This window comes from Microbacterium sp. zg.B48, assembly GCF_024623505.1.
Lineage (GTDB): Bacteria > Actinomycetota > Actinomycetes > Actinomycetales > Microbacteriaceae > Microbacterium.
Genome location: NZ_JANJFE010000002.1, coordinates 233,632 through 248,956 on the forward strand (window position 1 = coordinate 233,632; position 15,325 = coordinate 248,956).

Below are 15,325 nucleotides of genomic sequence, written 5' to 3' on the forward strand. Positions count from 1 at the left end.
TCACAGGCCGAGCGCCCGTGAGATGACCAGGAGCTGCACCTCGCTGGTGCCCTCGCCGATCTCGAGGATCTTCGAGTCCCGAAAATGGCGCGCGACCGGGTACTCGTTCATGAACCCGTTGCCGCCGAAGATCTGCGTGGCATCACGGGCGTTGTCCATCGCCGCGTCGCTCGCGGTCAGCTTGGCGATCGCCGCCTCCACCTTGAACGGCCTGCCGGCATCGCGCAGGCGCGCCGCGTGGTGCCAGGCCAGACGCGCGTTGTGAACGCGCAGCTGCATCCGCGCGAGCATGAACTGGATGCTCTGCCGCGTCGAGAGCTGCTCACCGAACACCGTGCGCTTCTTGGCGTAGTCCACCGCCGCTTCCAGGCATCCCTCGGCCGCGCCGGTCGAGAGCGCGGCGATCGCGATGCGGCCCTCGTCCAGGATGTGCAGGAAGTTCGCGAAACCGCGTCCTCGTTCGCCCAGCAGATTGCCTGCAGGCACGCGTGCGTCCTGGAAGGTGAGCGGATGCGTGTCGGAGGCGTGCCATCCGACCTTGTCGTAGGCAGGCTCCACGGTGAAGCCGGGGGTGCCGTTGGGCACGATGATCGTGGAGATCTGCTTGCGGCCGTCGCTCTCCCCCGTCACCGCCGTCACGGTGACGAACCGCGTGATGTCCGTGCCGGAGTTGGTGATGAACTGTTTGGAGCCGTTGATGACCCACTCGTCCCCCTCCAGCCGGGCTGTGGTGCGCGTCGCGCCGGCATCCGAACCCGCCTCGGGCTCGGTCAGGCCGAAGCCGGCCAGAGCGCGTCCGGCGAGCAGGTCCGGGAGCAGCTCGTGCCGCTGCGCGTCGGTGCCGAAGCGGAAGACCGGCATGGCGCCGAGGCTGACGCCGGCCTCCAGCGTGATGGCGATCGACTGGTCGACCCGCCCCAGCCCCTCGATGGCCAGGCACAGGGCGAAATAGTCGCCGCCCTGGCCTCCGAACTCCTCGGGGAACGGGAGGCCGAACAGACCCAGCTCGCCCATCTGGGCCACCACCTCCAGCGGCAGCGTGTGGGTGCGATCGGCCTCATACGAGCGCGGCGCCACCACCTCGTCGGCGAACTCGCGCACCAGCGCGGCGAGTTCGCGCTCCTCGTCGTTCAGGTTGTCGTCCATGGGTCGTTCCTCTCCTGCTGGGCCGGGTCGGGCAGGACTCGGGCGAGCACGTGGTCGCGGTGCACCTGGTCGCCGACCGTGGTCTGAATGGACGCGGTCCCGTCGTGCGGAGCGATCACCGGGTGCTCCATCTTCATCGCCTCGATCGTGACGATCCGCTCGCCCGCGCGCACCCGGGTGCCGCCGGTGACGTGCACGGCCACGACGGTTCCCGGCATCGGCGCACGCAGCTCCGGCGAGGATGCCGCGGCCGGACCGGCACTGGTCCTCAGCTGCCTCTCCAACGCCGCGCGCCGGCTCAGCGGCTCCAGCCGCGACGTGACACCGTCCGCGTGCACCCAGACCGCGCCGTCGCCGTCCACGGCGACGCGTGCGTCCGGGGGCGCGCCGGCGGCCGCCGCCGCCGAGAGGATCTCGCCCGCCTCGGTTGCGAAGCGGCAGCGGCGCGGCAGCGCGGGGCCACCGGCGCGCCAGCCCGTGCCGCTCTGCCAGAGACCGGGCGACGGCGGCACCGGCGTCTCGGCGGCGTGCGCGGTCGCCGCGGCGGCCGCACGCAGCGCGGTGCCGCTGGGCTCCGGGTCGGCGAAAGGCGGCATCCGGTCGATCAGGCCGGTGTCCATGTCGCCGTCCCGCACCGCTTCGTCGGCGAGGAGGGTGCGCAGAAAGGCGACGTTCGTGTCCACGCCCAGCAGCACCGTCTGCGCCAGCGCCCGGTCGAGCAGCGCGAGCGCGCCGGCCCGGTCGGGAGCGTGGGCGATCACCTTCGCGATCATCGGATCGTAATCCGCGGTGACGACGCTGCCGGTCTCGACGGCCGAGTCGGTGCGCACCTGCGGCGCCGGCGCCCATTCCAGCACGGGCCCGCTGGCGGGCAGGAATCCCCGCGCGGGCGACTCCGCGTACACGCGCGCTTCGATCGCGTGCCCGTCCATCCGCACCTCGTGCTGGGCCAGTCCGAGGTGTCCGCCCGCCGCGACGCGCAGCTGCAGCTCGACCAGGTCCAGTCCGGTCACCAGTTCGGTGACCGGGTGCTCCACCTGCAGGCGCGTGTTCATCTCGATGAAGAAGAAGTCCTGCGGACGGTCGGCGGCGACCAGGAACTCCACCGTTCCCGCCCCCCGGTAGTCCACACTTGCCGCGGCCGCACACGCGGCGACGCCCAGACTCGCCCGTGTCTGCTCGTGGATGATCGGCGACGGCGCCTCTTCGACGACCTTCTGGTGCCGCCGCTGCAGGGTGCACTCCCGCTCGCCGAGGTGGATCACCCGCCCGTGCGCATCCGCGATCACCTGCACCTCGATGTGCCGGGGCCGCTCGATGAGCCGCTCCAGCAGCAGCGTGTCGTCCCCGAACGCCGCGGAGGCCACCCGACGCGCCGTTGCGAGCGCCTCCGGCAGCTCCGCCGGAGCGCGCACGACCTGCATCCCCTTGCCGCCGCCGCCCGCGGAGGGCTTGATCAGCAGGGGGTAACCCACGTCGGCAGCGGCATCGGCGATCTCCGCGTCGGTCAGCTCGCGGGCATCGATGCCCGGGACGATCGGCACCCCGCTGGCGGCGACGTGCGCCTTGGAGCGGATCTTGTCGCCCATCACATCCAGCGCCTTCGGTCCCGGGCCGATGAACACGATCCCCGCGGCGGCGCAGTCGGCTGCGAACGCGGCGTTCTCGGAGAGGAAACCGTAGCCCGGGTGGATCGCCTGCGCACCGGATTCGCGCGCGGCTGCGAGGATCGCCCCGCCATCCAGGTAGGACTCGGCTGCGGCGGCCGGGCCCACCCGGAAGGACGCGTCCGCCTCGCGCACGTGCGGAGCGTCCGCATCGGGGTCGCTGTAGACGGCGACCGAGCGGATGCCGAGCGCGCGCAGGGTCCTGATCACGCGGCGGGCGATCTCGCCGCGGTTTGCGACCAGGACCGTGTGGAACATCTCGACGGGCTCGAGAACCGAAGCGGGCACGTCGCTCACATCCGGAAGACGCCGAAGCGGGGTTCGGGGAGCGGAGTTCGCGAGACGACGTCCAGAGCGAGACCGATCAGGTCGCGGGTGTCCGCCGGATCGACGACGCCATCGTCCCAGAGCCGGGCGGTCGCATAGTACGGGTTGCCCTGCTGCTCGTACTGGGTGCGGATCGGCGCTTCGAAATCCGCCTGCTCCTGAGCGGACCACGCGCCGCCGCGGGCCTCGAGCTGATCGCGCTTCACGGTGGAGAGCACCGACGCCGCCTGCGTCCCGCCCATCACCGAGATCCGGCTCGCCGGCCAGGTCCACAGGAACCGGGGCGAGTAGGCACGACCGCACATCGAGTAGTTGCCGGCGCCGAACGATCCGCCGATCACGACCGTCAGCTTGGGCACGCGCGTCGTGGCGACCGCGGTCACCATCTTCGCTCCGTCCTTCGCGATGCCGCCGGCCTCGGCATCCCGCCCCACCATGAAGCCGGAGATGTTCTGCAGGAACAGCAGCGGAATGCCCCGCTGGTCGCACAGCTCGATGAAGTGCGCGCCCTTCTGCGCGGATTCCGAGAACAGCACGCCGTTGTTGGCGACGATCCCGACGGGATGTCCGTGGATGCGGGCGAAGCCGGTGACCAGCGTCTCGCCGTAGGCGCGCTTGAACTCGGCGAACGCACTGCCGTCGACGAGGCGGCCGATCACCTCGCGGACGTCGTACGGCTGGTTCACGTCGACGGGCACGACCCCATAGAGGTCGGCGGCATCGACGGCCGGCGGCACGGTCGCGATGACCTCCCACGCCGGTGCGGCCGGCGGGGGCAGCGTCGCGATGATGTCGCGGACGATCTCCAGGGCGTGCTCGTCGTTCTCGGCCAGGTGATCGACCACACCCGACCGGGTGGCGTGCAGCTCGCCGCCGCCGAGTTCCTCGGCCGACACGATCTCGCCGATCGCGGCTTTGACCAGCGGCGGTCCGCCGAGGAAGATCGTGCCCTGGTTGCGGACGATCACGGTCTCATCGCTCATCGCGGGAACGTACGCGCCACCGGCCGTGCACGAGCCGAGCACGGCGGCGATCTGCGGGATGCCTTCGGCGGACATCCTGGCCTGGTTGAAGAAGATGCGGCCGAAGTGGTCCCGGTCGGGGAACACCTCGTCCTGCATCGGCAGGAACGCACCGCCGGAGTCGACGAGGTACACGCACGGGAGCCGATTCTCACGGGCGATCTCCTGCGCGCGGAGGTGCTTCTTGACGGTGAGCGGATAGTAGGTGCCGCCCTTGACGGTGGCGTCGTTGCACACGATCATCACCTGCCGGCCGTGGACCAGCCCGATGCCGGCGATGACACCCGCTCCCGGCGCGTCTCCCCCGTACAGCCCCTCCGCCGCGAGCGGCGCGACCTCCACGAACGCACTGCCCTCGTCCAGGAGGCGATCCACCCGGTCGCGCGGCAGCAGCTTGCCGCGGGCGACGTGGCGCTCCCGCGACGCCTCCGGCCCGCCCCGCGCCGCGACCGCCAGGCGCGCCCTGAGCTCGTCTGCGAGGGCCTCCTGCGCCGCACGAGTGCGCTCGAAGGCGTCGTCGTGCACGACCGCGGTCTGCAGTGCCGATCCGGCTGCCGCCATGTCATCTCCGTCGACGTCACGATCGCATCACGTCGGTTGTCCCGGCCGGATGCCATTGGTTAGGGTTCACTAACTGAGCATTCAGGTTAGCGAGGATTAACTGAAATGACAAGCGGTGTCACCGAGCGTGGTCGCGCGAAGGCCGACCGCCAGGAGGCGATCCTGCACGAGGCCGCACGCCTGTTCGCAGATCGCGGCTTCAGCGGAGTGAGCCTCGAGGAACTCGGCGCGGCGGTGGGCGTGAGCGGACCGGCGGTGTACCGGCACTTCGCGAACAAGCAGGCTCTGCTCGGAGCGATCCTGGTCCGCGTGAGCGAGCGGCTGCTCAGCGGCGGCCAAGACGTGATCGCCTCGCACGACACCCCCGAGACCCGGCTGGACGGTCTGATCCGCTTCCACGTCGACTTCGCCCTCACCGACGCCGATGTCATCCGCGTCCAGGACCGCGACCTGGCCAGCCTGAGCGAGCACGACCGGCACACGGTCCGCCGGCTGCAGCGGCAGTACCTCGAACTGTGGACCGCGGTCCTCGCCGAGATCCACCCCGACCGGTCCGAGAGCGACCTGCGCGTGCGCGCGCACGCCTGTTTCGGGCTGATCAATTCCACACCGCACAGCATGCGGGCGCTTCGCACGTCTCCGACCGAGAACACGGTGCGCGGCATCCTGGAGTCGATGGCGCGGTCCGCGCTCACGTCGTGACGGTCATCGCAGGAGCATCGCCCGGCCCGGTTCGCGCAGGATGTCGGCGACATCGCGCAGGAAGCGCGCACCCTGCTCGCCGTCGACCAGCCGGTGGTCGAAGGACAGGCTGAGCGTCATCACGTCCCGCAGGGCGATCTCGCCGCGGTACTCCCAGGGTTGGCGCCGGACGGCACCGATGGCGAGGATGCCGGCCTCGCCGGGGTTGAGGATCGGCGTGCCGGCATCGACGCCGAACACGCCCACATTCGTGATCGAGAACGTGCCCCCGCTCATGTCTCCGGGGGCCGTCTTGCCCGCCCGCGCCGTTTCCGCCAGTCCTGCGATGGCATCCGCGAGCTCGACCAGAGTCATCTGCTCCGCGTCACGGACATTGGGCACGACCAGGCCGCGCGATGTGGCGGCGGCGATGCCGAGGTTCACGTAGCGGTGCTGGAGGATCTCGCCGCTGTCGGCGTCCCATCGGGAATTCAGTTCCGGATGCCGCATCAGCGCGAGGCAGGCCGCCTTGGCCGCGACCGCCATCACGCCGATGCGATGACCGGCCAGCCCCCGGTCCGCGCGCAGCGACGCGATGAGCTCGCTGGTGGCCGTGACATCGACGGTGTGGAATGTCGTGACGTGCGGCGCGGTGAACGCGCTGCGCACCATCGCGTCGGCGGTGTGCTTGCGCACCCCCCGGATCGGGATCCGGGTGACCCGTTCCGCGTCCGAGGTTCGCGATGATGCCACCGGCACCGGGACGGCGGGTGCGGATTCGCGGGCCCGCAGGTCGGCCGCGTAGGCCTCCACATCGGTGCGGGTGATCAGTCCGGTGGCACCGCTGGGCGGGACCATCGCCAGATCCACGCCCAGCTCCTTCGCGAGCTTGCGAACCGGGGGTGTGCAGCGGGGACGCTCCCGCAGGGCGTCGGCGGGCTCGGTGTGGATCGCGTCGTGGGGAGCCGCGTCGAGCACGGCCGTGTCCGGCGCGGAGGTCGGACGAGCGCCGCGGCGGGCGCGTCGCTGGGGGCGGCCGCCGCCGCGCGGTGCCGCGCCGTAGCCGACCAGATTCGGCTGCGCCCGCTCCGGGACCGGTTCTGCCTCCTCCGCGGGCGGGTCCTGCGCCGCCGCGGGCTCGGCGCCGGCGATGTCGAAGGAGATCAGCACGGAGCCGACCTCGATCACGTCGCCCGCGGCCGCGTGCAGCGTTGTCACCACTCCCGCGTACGGGGAGGGCAGCTCGACGACGGCCTTGGCCGTCTCGACCTCGGCGATCGTCTGGTTCAGCGTCACCGTGTCGCCCTCGGCGACGAGCCAGTGGACCAGCTCCGCCTCGGGGAGGCCCTCACCGAGGTCGGGAAGGTGGAAGTCCGTCGCCATCAGAGCAGGCCTCCGCCGACGGTCGCGGCGTGGTCCGCCTCAGCAGAGCTCCACTCCGGCCCCGAGAGACTGTGCGGTCGGTCCAGGACCCGGTCGACGGCATCCAGGATCCGATCCAGATCGGGCAGGTGGTGCTTTTCCAGCTTCGCCGGCGGGTACGGGATGTCGTGGCCGGTCACGCGGACCGGTGCCGACTCGAGGTAGGGGAAGCAGTGCTCGGTCACGCTGGCGATCAATTCGGCACCCACTCCGGCTTCGCGGGCCGCCTCGTGCGTGACGACGACGCGTCCGGTCTTGCGCACCGACGCGGACACGGTGCGGTAGTCGACCGGCGAGATCGATCGCAGGTCGACGACCTCGATCGAGATCCCGTCGTCCTCCGCGGCGATGGCCGCATCCAGCGCTGTCGCGACCTGGGCGCCGTAGGTGAGCAGCGTGACGTCAGAGCCCTCGCGGGCCACCCTGGCCAGACCCATCGGCGCAGCGTCGGCCAGGTCCAGATCCAGGTCGACCTCGCCCTTGGTGTGGTAGAGGCGTTTGGGCTCGAAGTACACCACGGGGTCGTTCGATGCGATCGCCTGTCGCAGCATCAGGTGGGCGTCCTGCGGGTTGGACACGGCGACCACGCGCAGCCCGGACGTGTGGACGAAATACGCCTCCGGCGACTCCGAGTGATGCTCGGCAGCACCCACGCCCCCCGCCCACGGGATGCGGATGGTGATCGGCATCTGCACGTTCCCGCGCGTGCGGTAGTGCAGCTTCGCGACCTGGCAGACGATCTGGTCGAAGGCGGGATACACGAACCCGTCGAACTGGATCTCGACGACCGGGCGATACCCCCGGAAGGCCAGACCCACGGCCGTGCCCATGATCCCGGATTCGGCCAGGGGCGTGTCGATCACCCGCGCTGCCCCGAACTGGTCGAGCAGTCCGTCGGTCACGCGGAAGACGCCCCCGAGCTTGCCGATGTCCTCGCCCATGACGAGAACTTTGGGGTCGTCCGCCATCGCGCGGCGCAGACCCTCGTTGATGGCCTTGGCCATGGTCAGCTCAGTCATCGCGCACTCCCCTGGGCCGCAGCATCCTCACCGGCGAAGCCGTCCAGGTAGGCGGCGAACTGCGCGCGCTGCAGCTCCAGGCCCGCGTGCGGTTCGGCGTACACGTCGTCGAAGACCTCGATCGCCGGCCGCGTGCGTGCCGACAGGCACGCCGTCCGCACCTCCGCGCCCCAGCGGTCGGATTCGTCGGCGACCTCGCGGGCGAACTCCGCGGAGAACTCGTCCTCGGACCGCAGCAGCGCCTCCACGCGCGCCAGCGGATCGCGTCGGCGCCAGCGCTCGACCTCGTGCGCGTCGCGGTAGCGGGTGGGGTCATCGGAGGTGGTGTGCGGGCCCATGCGGTAGGTCACGGCCTCGATGAACGCCGGTCCCCCGCCGGTGCGGGCATGCTCGACGGCCCATCGCATGGCCGCCAGGCACGCGAGGACGTCATTGCCGTCGACACGCAGGCTCGGGATGCCGAAACCGGGGGCACGGCCGGCGAGGGGGAACTTCGCCTGCACGGTGACCGGCTCCGAGATCGCCCATTGGTTGTTGGTGCAGACGAAGACGACCGGCGCACCGAACGACGAGGCGAACACCATCGCCTCGTTCACATCCCCCTGGCTGGTCGCGCCGTCCCCGAAGTACGCGCCGGCCACCTGGTCGGTGCCGTCGAACCGGATGCCCATCGCGTAGCCGACGGCATGCAGGGTCTGCGCGCCGATGATGATCTGCGGGGTCGCGGTGTTGATGTCGTAGGGATTGAACGTGGAGTGCGCCTCGCCGCGCCAGGCGAGCACGAAATCCGACGCGATCGCACCGCGGACGAAATTCACGCCGATCTCGCGGTAGCTGGGGAAGACGAAGTCGTCGGGACGGAAGGCACGGGCGGTGCCCACCTGCGTCGCCTCCTGCCCCTGACAGGGAGCCCACAGCCCCAGCTGGCCTTGCCGCTGCAACGCGACACCCTCGGCGTCGATGCGGCGGACGACGGCCATGTCGCGATACAGGCGCCGCAGGCCGGCGGCGTCGATGTCCTGGACCCACGGATCGAGGTCGCGGTGGGCAATGCGCCGGCCGTCCGGACCCACCAGCCGGGCGATATCGTCGAGGTTCGTCGCCGGTTCGGCGGTCGGTGTCAGGGTGTGCATCATCGTCATCCCTCTTCGTTGCGGGAGGCCCTCGTGAGGCCGCCCGTCGCGGAACGCCGGCTTCGTCGCCGACGCGCCCGAGATTACGTCGATCTTGCACCTAGCTCAAGCATCCAGAGGTCTGCTGAGCATGTTGCCAAACGCAGCCCGGTGCCGCGTGGTAAAGTTTCACAGTATGAGCACCCTCGATCACGTCGACCTGGAGCTGCTCGCGGCCCTCGCCGCGGACCCCCGCGCAACCGTGGTCGCGCTTGCGGAGCGGCTCGGGCTCTCCCGCAACACCGTGCAGGCGCGGATGGCGCGGTTGGAGCGCTCCGGCGTGTTCCTCTCCTACGAGAGGGCGATCTCCCCCACCGCGCTCGGGTTCCCGATCGAGGCCTTCATCAGCGTCATGGTGCACCAGGCTGACCTGCCGCGGATAACCGCGGATCTGGCCCACGTGCCCGAGATCGTGCAGGTGCACGGCCTCAGCGGTCAGGTCGACCTGCTCGTCCGCGTCGCGTGCCGGGACACCGAGCACCTGTTCGACACGGATGCCCGCATCCTCGCGATCGACGGCGTCGAGCGCACCGAGACCTCTCTGGTGATGGGTGAGGTGATCGGCTATCGCGTCACGCCGCTCATGGCGCTGGCACGACGGGAAGCGTAGCAGCACCCCTCCGGGAGCCGCCGCGCGGCTGCGCGTCGAGGCGGACGAGCACGACGCCCACCAGGATGGCAGCCCCGCCGGCGAACTGGATCGGCGCGGGGACCTCGGCGAGGAACAGCCACGCGAACCCGAGCGCGAACAGCACTTCGGACAGGCCCACGAACGAAGCCACGCGGGAACCGATCTGCGGTACGGCGATCACCCCCAGCGCATAGCCCAGGGTGGTAGCCAGCGCAGCGACCCAGAGCAGCGGCACGAACCACGGCACGTCGACACCGGCGAGGACCACGGAGACGGCGGGCGCGGTGAACGGCATGATCCCCGTGACGCACAGCACCGCCATGATGACTCCCCCGGTCAACAGGCCCCCGGCTGCCAGGGCGAGCGGCGGCAGGTCCTCGCCCGCGCGCGCCGAGATGACGAAGTACGCGCACACGCACACCGCAGCCGCCAGGGCGAACAGCGTGCCGAGCAGGTCGAAGCGCGCACCCCCGACGTCCACGACCAGCACGAGTCCGACGATTGCGACAGCCGAGCCCCACAGCACCAGCGCGGAGGGTGCTCTCCGCGTCCGCATCCACACGAACGCCACCAGCAGGACCGGCGCCAGGTATTGGATGAGCAGGGCCACCGCCACCGGCATCCGCTGCATCGCCGAGAAGAAGAACAACTGGCAGCCGAGCACCGGCATCAGCCCGAAGCCGAGGATCAGCTTGCCGTGGCGACGCAGGAACCGCGGCTGCCGGCGGACGGCCAGCACGAGCGCCGGGGAGAGGATCAGCCCGGCGATGCCCATGCGCACCAGGAGTGCGGCGCCGAGAGACCAGCCCTCCTCCAGAAGCGGCTTGATGAACGGACCACTGGAGGAGAAGGCGAGGGCGGAGACCACCGCCAGCAGCAGGCCCGATGCGCCGGCGCGAGATGCCGTCGGCGAGAGGAGGGGAACTGCTGCGGTGTGAGCGGCCATGTGTGATCCGGCTGTCGGGGCGCCCTGTCAGGAGTGATCTGCGCTTACACTGGTGACACTACGCGTTCAAACTGTCAGGAGTCAATATGGTGTTCATTCGTGACACCGAGCAGTCGCTCAGGGCGGCCGTCCAGCTGGTGAACACACTCCCGGGGTACGACGGTGAGGACACGCTGCGCACCCTGCAGGACTTCGAGGCGTACCTCGCGCTGAACCCGTACACCGGCGCGATCGCCCGCGACGAGGCGGAGCTCTCGGCCGTCCGCGGCATCCGATCCCGCCTCCGGCGGCTGTGGGACGTGGACCGTGACGGCGCCGTGCCGCTGGTGAACGAGATGCTGCGCGACGGCCGCGCGCTGCCGCGCCTGGTCATCCACGACGACTACGACTGGCACATCCACGCCACCTCGGACGATGCCCCGCTGGCGACGCGGATCCTGGTGGAGGCGGCGATGGCGTTCGTCGATGTCATCCGCTCGGACGAGTACGACCGGGTCCGCGTGTGCTCCGCGGACGACTGCGACTCGGTGTACATCGACTACTCGCGCAACGGCTCCAAGCGCTACTGCGACACCGGAAACTGCGGCAACCGGATGAACGTCAACGCGTACCGGGAGCGGAAGGCGAGAGAAAGCTCCTGATCGCGGCGGCCGCGGCCGCCGGCGTCTCGTAGTGCACCAGATGCCCGACGTCCGCGATCTCGACGAGTTCGGCGTCGGCGAAGAGCGTCGCCAGGTGCCGCTCCGCCTCGATCGGGGTGATGTCGTCGCGCTGTGCGGCGACCAGGAGCGTGGGCTGGGCGATCGCCGGCGCGAACTGCCGCACGTCGTGCGAGACGGAAGCCAGGAAGGCGTCGTGCAGCGCGTCGCGGTCGGCGAAGCGCGAGAAGTACCTGTCGTGCTGGTCGTGGATGAAGCGGCGCAGCCCGGGGTCGCGCGTCTTGGCCATCGACACGCTCATGACGCGGACGATCACGGCGTTGCGCAGCAGAGCGTCGCCCAGTGGCTTGGGCAGACGCGCGCCGGCCCAGTAGTAGAACACCGCAAGGCGGGTCAGCACGCCACGCGGTCCTTCCAGCGCGGGCGCGCCGATGGGGTTCACCAGGATCACGCGCGGCGTCGGCATGCCGCCGGCGACCGCCGCGGACACCACGATCGATCCGAACGAGTGCCCGAGGATGACCGCTCCCGGCGCCACGGCGAGGACGAACTCGCGCAGCCAGTCGGCGTACGTGGACAGGTCGTGTCGCCTGCCCGGCAGAGGCGGCGTCTCGCCGAACCCGGGGAGGTCGGGTGAGATGACCCGCACGCCGTCCAGGTGCGCCACGACCGGCTCAAGCCCGTGGTGTTCGCCGCGGAATCCGTGGACCGCCACGATCGTGGTGTCTGCGTCGGCCGGCCCGTAGATCCAGTACGCGGTGGTGCCGCCGAGGACTTCGGCGTGCCGGCGCTCGACGGGAAGGGCGTCCAGGAGCGTCGCGTACGGATTGGGGACGGGCATGCTCCGATTCTACGAGCCCCGCCGCGGGGTCCGCGCTGATGTCGGAGGCGACGCATACCGTTGTGGGCATGGACCGAACGCACGAAGCGGATGCCGCGTCGCCGCACGGCACGACCCCGCCATGGACGCGGGTGATCGGCGTCTTCGATCTGGAGACCACGGGTGTGGATGTGTCCGAGGATCGTATCGTCAGCGCCCACGTCGGGCTGCTCGATGCGAACGGCTCCGTGATCCTGGCGCGGAACTGGCTCGCCGACCCCGGCGTGGACATCCCCGCCGCCGCGACCGCCGTGCACGGCATCTCGACCGAGCACGCGCGCGAGGTCGGCGCGCCGGCGTGCGACGTGGTCGAGCAGGTCACCGACACGCTGCGCTCCCTGCTGGATGCCGAGATCCCCATCGTCGCGTACAACGCCGCGTTCGACTTCTCGCTGCTGGCCTCCGAGGCGCTCCGGCACGGCGTCACGCCGCTGCGCAGTCCCGCACCCGTGATCGACCCGCTCATCATCGACAAGGCCTACGACAGGTATCGGCGCGGAAAGCGCACGCTCGCCGTGGTCGCCGCGCATTACGCGGTCCGATTGGACGACGCTCACGAGGCCGCCGCCGACGCCGTCGCGGCCGGGCGGATCGCGCAGGCACTCGCTGCCCGCTTCGCCGGGCTGCTGCCGGCGCGGGCCGAAGAACTGCACACGGCTCAGATCGCGTGGGCGCGCTCCCAGGCGGCGAGTCTGACCGACTACTTCATCCGCAGCGGTCGGCTAGACCCGGACGACCGGGTGGACGGGCGCTGGCCGGTGCGCTGACGTCGCACGCGAAAGGCCCCGCCGAGGCGGGGCCTTTCGCGTGCGGTCTGCCGACTAGTTGCCGGAACCGCCGAAGTTCTTGAAGCGCTGGTTGAACTTCTCGACGCGACCGGCCGAGTCCATGATGCGCTGCTTGCCCGTGTAGAACGGGTGCGATGCCGACGAGATCTCGACGTCGATGACCGGGTACTCGACGCCGTCGAGCTCGATCTTCTTGTCGGAGGTGACCGTCGAACGGGTCAGGAACGTCTCGCCCGAGCCGAGGTCGCGGAACACGACGGCCTGGTAGTCGGGGTGGATGTCAGTCTTCATGCGGAGTCCTTGAGGATGTTGCGTTCCTTCGACGTGCGCAGGAACCGAGGAAAGTCTGCGGTGCGAGTGCACCAAGGACCGATTCTATCAGGCTCCGGGCGCCGAGACGGAATCGGGCTGTCCGGCGGCGCGTGCGGCGTACCTGCCGCCGTCGACGGTGAGGGTGATCGGGATGCCGAACGCCTCGGTGAGCGCTTCGGCGGTGAGGGTCTCCTGCAGTGGGCCGGCGGCGACCGCGCGCCCTTCGCGCAGCAGCAGGACGTGCGTGAATCCGATCGGGATCTCCTCGACATGGTGCGTGACCATGACCATGGCCGGCGTCGTCGGGGCCTGCGCGTACCCGCTGAGCAGGGTCAGCAGCTCCTCGCGCGCACCCAGGTCCAGGCTGGCGGCCGGCTCGTCCAGAAGCAGCAGCTCGGGGTCGGTCATGATGGCGCGGGCGATCTGCACCCGCTTCTGCTCGCCGTCGGAGAGGGTGCCGAACGTGCGATCGGCCAGACCGTCCAGCCGCCACTCGGCAAGAACGCGCAGGGCCCGGCGTTCGTCGATGTCCTCGTACGCCTCGTTCCACCGACCGAGCACGGAGTACGCGGCGGTGAGCACGACGTTCAGGACCGTCTCTTCGGCCGGGAGGCGCTTGGCCATCGCGGTGGAAGCGAATCCGATGCGGGGGCGCAGCTCGAACACGTCGGTGCGGCCGAGCTGCTCGCCGAGGATCCGCACCCGACCGGAGGTGGGATGCAGCAGCGTGTCCGCCAGCTGCAGCAGGGTCGTCTTGCCTGCGCCGTTGGGTCCGAGGATCACCCACCGCTGGGCGTCTTCGACGGACCAGTCCAGGTGGTCCACGATGTCCCGGGAGCTTCGGCGTACGACGACATCGGAGAACTCGAGCACCTGCGGCATGCCCTTAGCCTATCGGCGGTTGCCGCTGACCTCCGCGTAGAGCGCGGTCGTGGCATCGGCGATCGATGCCCAGCTGAAATCGTTCGCCGCCCGCTCGCGCCCGGCGGCGCCGTAGGCGGCCGCACGCTGCGGATCCGAGACGACTTCGATCAGCACGCGCGCCAGGTCATCGACGTACTGGTCGGGGTGCAGCGGGGTTCCGGTCCCGTCCTGGACCTGCTCGATCGGCACCAGCCGACCCGTGACACCGTCGCGGACGACCTCGGGGATGCCGCCGGTCGCCGTTCCGACCACGGCCGCACCGCACGCCATCGCCTCCAGGTTCACGATCCCGAGCGGCTCGTAGATCGACGGGCACACGAACGTGGTGGCCGCGGTGAGCACCGCGCACAGCTCGTGCCGCGGCAGCAGACGGTCGATCCAGACCACCCCGCTCCTGCTCTCCTGCAGTCCGCGGACGAGCTCCTGGACCTCTGCCATGATCTGCGGCGTGTCGGGCGCACCCGCGCACAGCACCAGCTGCACCTCCGGCGGCAGCTGCTCGGCGGCGCGCAGAAGGTACGGCAGCCCCTTCTGCCGGGTGATCCGTCCCACGAACACGACGGACGGCTTGGCCGGATCGATCCCGAGCTCGGCCAGCAGAGTGGGGTCCTGGACCGGATGCCAGGCATCGACGTCGATCCCGTTGTAGATCACCCGGACTTTGGCGGGATTGAGCGTGGGATAGCTGCGCAGGATGTCGTTGCGCATGCCGTCGCTGACCGCGACGATCGCCGCGGCGCCCTCGTATGCCGTCTTCTCGATGTAGCTGGACACCGCGTAGCCGCCGCCGAGCTGCTCGGCCTTCCACGGGCGCAGCGGCTCCAGGCTGTGCGCCGTGACGATGTGCGGGATGCCGTGCAGCAGTGCGGCGAGATGGCCGGCGAAGTTGGCGTACCAGGTGTGGCTGTGCACGACGTCGGCGCCGGCGACATCCGTGACGATCTCCAGATCGGTGCCGAGCGTCTGGATCGCGCCGTTCGCGGTGGACAGTTCCGCGGGCACACCGTACGAGGTGGTTCCCTCTTCGTGACGGGGGGCGCCGAACGCGCGCACCTGCACGTCGATGCGCTCGCGCAGCGCCTTCACGAGCTCGGTGACGTGCACCCCCGCCCCGCCGTAGACCTCTGGCGGATACTCCCTGGTGATGATGTCGACTCGCATGTCAACA

15 protein-coding genes are annotated in these 15,325 nt (G+C 70.3%); 4 read left to right on the forward strand and 11 right to left on the reverse strand.

Annotated elements, in window-relative coordinates:
- Genes NQ152_RS01170 through NQ152_RS01180 form a run of 3 tightly spaced genes read right to left on the reverse strand, consistent with a single transcriptional unit; the run spans position 1 to position 4,723 of the window.
- Positions 1 to 1,146 (reverse strand): acyl-CoA dehydrogenase family protein, encoded by a 1,146-nt coding sequence (locus NQ152_RS01170; RefSeq protein ID WP_257522724.1) that lies wholly within the window; start codon positions 1,144 to 1,146, stop codon positions 1 to 3.
- Complete coding sequence (locus NQ152_RS01175; protein ID WP_257522808.1) at positions 1,131 to 3,071, reverse strand: biotin carboxylase N-terminal domain-containing protein; 1,941 nt, start codon at positions 3,069 to 3,071, stop codon at positions 1,131 to 1,133. Before NQ152_RS01175 ends, NQ152_RS01170 begins: the two co-directional genes overlap by 16 nt.
- 35 nt (positions 3,072 to 3,106) lie before the next feature.
- Complete coding sequence (locus tag NQ152_RS01180) at positions 3,107 to 4,723, reverse strand: carboxyl transferase domain-containing protein (RefSeq protein WP_257522725.1); 1,617 nt, start codon at positions 4,721 to 4,723, stop codon at positions 3,107 to 3,109.
- A 105-nt stretch (positions 4,724 to 4,828) separates the two neighbouring features.
- On the opposite strand from NQ152_RS01180, the gene NQ152_RS01185 reads away from it, so the two are divergent.
- Positions 4,829 to 5,425, forward strand: coding sequence for a TetR/AcrR family transcriptional regulator (locus tag NQ152_RS01185; RefSeq protein ID WP_257502534.1), 597 nt, complete (start codon positions 4,829 to 4,831; stop codon positions 5,423 to 5,425).
- Between the two features lie 3 nt (positions 5,426 to 5,428).
- Here NQ152_RS01185 and NQ152_RS01190 read toward each other — a convergent pair whose 3' ends face one another.
- Genes NQ152_RS01190 through pdhA form a run of 3 tightly spaced genes read right to left on the reverse strand, consistent with a single transcriptional unit; the run spans position 5,429 to position 8,987 of the window.
- Entirely contained in the window at positions 5,429 to 6,787 is a 1,359-nt protein-coding gene (locus NQ152_RS01190) for a dihydrolipoamide acetyltransferase family protein (protein WP_257522726.1), read from the reverse strand.
- On the reverse strand, positions 6,787 to 7,845 hold the full coding sequence (locus NQ152_RS01195; RefSeq protein WP_257522727.1) for an alpha-ketoacid dehydrogenase subunit beta: 1,059 nt from the start codon (positions 7,843 to 7,845) through the stop codon (positions 6,787 to 6,789). The genes NQ152_RS01190 and NQ152_RS01195 overlap by 1 nt, the downstream gene beginning before the upstream one ends.
- Positions 7,842 to 8,987, reverse strand: coding sequence for a pyruvate dehydrogenase (acetyl-transferring) E1 component subunit alpha (gene pdhA, locus NQ152_RS01200; RefSeq protein WP_257522728.1), 1,146 nt, complete (start codon positions 8,985 to 8,987; stop codon positions 7,842 to 7,844). Before pdhA ends, NQ152_RS01195 begins: the two co-directional genes overlap by 4 nt.
- A 166-nt stretch (positions 8,988 to 9,153) precedes the next feature.
- Between pdhA and NQ152_RS01205 the strand changes: the two genes are divergently transcribed.
- Positions 9,154 to 9,627 carry an Lrp/AsnC family transcriptional regulator gene (locus NQ152_RS01205; RefSeq protein ID WP_257502530.1) on the forward strand — a complete coding sequence of 158 codons (474 nt, stop codon included), beginning with the start codon at positions 9,154 to 9,156 and terminating at the stop codon, positions 9,625 to 9,627.
- Here the strand turns inward: NQ152_RS01205 and NQ152_RS01210 are convergent.
- On the reverse strand, positions 9,599 to 10,594 hold the full coding sequence (locus tag NQ152_RS01210) for a DMT family transporter (RefSeq protein ID WP_257522729.1): 996 nt from the start codon (positions 10,592 to 10,594) through the stop codon (positions 9,599 to 9,601). The genes NQ152_RS01205 and NQ152_RS01210 overlap by 29 nt on opposite strands.
- Positions 10,595 to 10,680: 86 nt before the next feature.
- Between NQ152_RS01210 and NQ152_RS01215 the strand changes: the two genes are divergently transcribed.
- Positions 10,681 to 11,235, forward strand: coding sequence for a CGNR zinc finger domain-containing protein (locus NQ152_RS01215; RefSeq protein WP_257502528.1), 555 nt, complete (start codon positions 10,681 to 10,683; stop codon positions 11,233 to 11,235).
- On the opposite strand, the gene NQ152_RS01220 is transcribed toward NQ152_RS01215, so the two are convergent.
- The gene (locus NQ152_RS01220; protein ID WP_257522730.1) at positions 11,195 to 12,094 is read right to left on the reverse strand and encodes an alpha/beta fold hydrolase; all 900 of its coding nucleotides are present in this window, start codon (positions 12,092 to 12,094) and stop codon (positions 11,195 to 11,197) included. The genes NQ152_RS01215 and NQ152_RS01220 overlap by 41 nt on opposite strands.
- Before the next feature lie 68 nt (positions 12,095 to 12,162).
- On the opposite strand from NQ152_RS01220, the gene NQ152_RS01225 reads away from it, so the two are divergent.
- Positions 12,163 to 12,900: an exonuclease domain-containing protein gene (locus NQ152_RS01225; protein ID WP_257522731.1), complete on the forward strand. Its 738-nt coding sequence runs from the start codon at positions 12,163 to 12,165 to the stop codon at positions 12,898 to 12,900.
- 54 nt (positions 12,901 to 12,954) lie between these two features.
- Here NQ152_RS01225 and NQ152_RS01230 read toward each other — a convergent pair whose 3' ends face one another.
- The 3 genes from NQ152_RS01230 to glgA form a co-directional block, all read right to left on the reverse strand.
- Complete coding sequence (locus NQ152_RS01230) at positions 12,955 to 13,212, reverse strand: type B 50S ribosomal protein L31 (protein ID WP_257502525.1); 258 nt, start codon at positions 13,210 to 13,212, stop codon at positions 12,955 to 12,957.
- Positions 13,213 to 13,299: 87 nt separating this feature from the next.
- Complete coding sequence (locus NQ152_RS01235; RefSeq protein WP_257522732.1) at positions 13,300 to 14,115, reverse strand: ABC transporter ATP-binding protein; 816 nt, start codon at positions 14,113 to 14,115, stop codon at positions 13,300 to 13,302.
- Positions 14,116 to 14,124: 9 nt separating this feature from the next.
- Positions 14,125 to 15,318, reverse strand: a complete 1,194-nt coding sequence (gene glgA, locus NQ152_RS01240; RefSeq protein ID WP_257522733.1) for a glycogen synthase — start codon at positions 15,316 to 15,318, stop codon at positions 14,125 to 14,127.
- Positions 15,319 to 15,325 lie beyond the last annotated feature (7 nt).

Coding starts and splice junctions, on each gene's coding strand:
- NQ152_RS01170 (WP_257522724.1), bottom strand. CDS start 1,146: ATGGACGACAACCTGAACGACGAGGAGCGCGAACTCGCCGCGCTGGTG.
- NQ152_RS01175 (WP_257522808.1), bottom strand. CDS start 3,071: ATGTTCCACACGGTCCTGGTCGCAAACCGCGGCGAGATCGCCCGCCGC.
- NQ152_RS01180 (WP_257522725.1), bottom strand. CDS start 4,723: ATGGCGGCAGCCGGATCGGCACTGCAGACCGCGGTCGTGCACGACGAC.
- NQ152_RS01185 (WP_257502534.1), top strand. CDS start 4,829: ATGACAAGCGGTGTCACCGAGCGTGGTCGCGCGAAGGCCGACCGCCAG.
- NQ152_RS01190 (WP_257522726.1), bottom strand. CDS start 6,787: ATGGCGACGGACTTCCACCTTCCCGACCTCGGTGAGGGCCTCCCCGAG.
- NQ152_RS01195 (WP_257522727.1), bottom strand. CDS start 7,845: ATGACTGAGCTGACCATGGCCAAGGCCATCAACGAGGGTCTGCGCCGC.
- pdhA (WP_257522728.1), bottom strand. CDS start 8,987: ATGACGATGATGCACACCCTGACACCGACCGCCGAACCGGCGACGAAC.
- NQ152_RS01205 (WP_257502530.1), top strand. CDS start 9,154: ATGAGCACCCTCGATCACGTCGACCTGGAGCTGCTCGCGGCCCTCGCC.
- NQ152_RS01210 (WP_257522729.1), bottom strand. CDS start 10,594: ATGGCCGCTCACACCGCAGCAGTTCCCCTCCTCTCGCCGACGGCATCT.
- NQ152_RS01215 (WP_257502528.1), top strand. CDS start 10,681: ATGGTGTTCATTCGTGACACCGAGCAGTCGCTCAGGGCGGCCGTCCAG.
- NQ152_RS01220 (WP_257522730.1), bottom strand. CDS start 12,094: ATGCCCGTCCCCAATCCGTACGCGACGCTCCTGGACGCCCTTCCCGTC.
- NQ152_RS01225 (WP_257522731.1), top strand. CDS start 12,163: ATGGACCGAACGCACGAAGCGGATGCCGCGTCGCCGCACGGCACGACC.
- NQ152_RS01230 (WP_257502525.1), bottom strand. CDS start 13,212: ATGAAGACTGACATCCACCCCGACTACCAGGCCGTCGTGTTCCGCGAC.
- NQ152_RS01235 (WP_257522732.1), bottom strand. CDS start 14,115: ATGCCGCAGGTGCTCGAGTTCTCCGATGTCGTCGTACGCCGAAGCTCC.
- glgA (WP_257522733.1), bottom strand. CDS start 15,318: ATGCGAGTCGACATCATCACCAGGGAGTATCCGCCAGAGGTCTACGGC.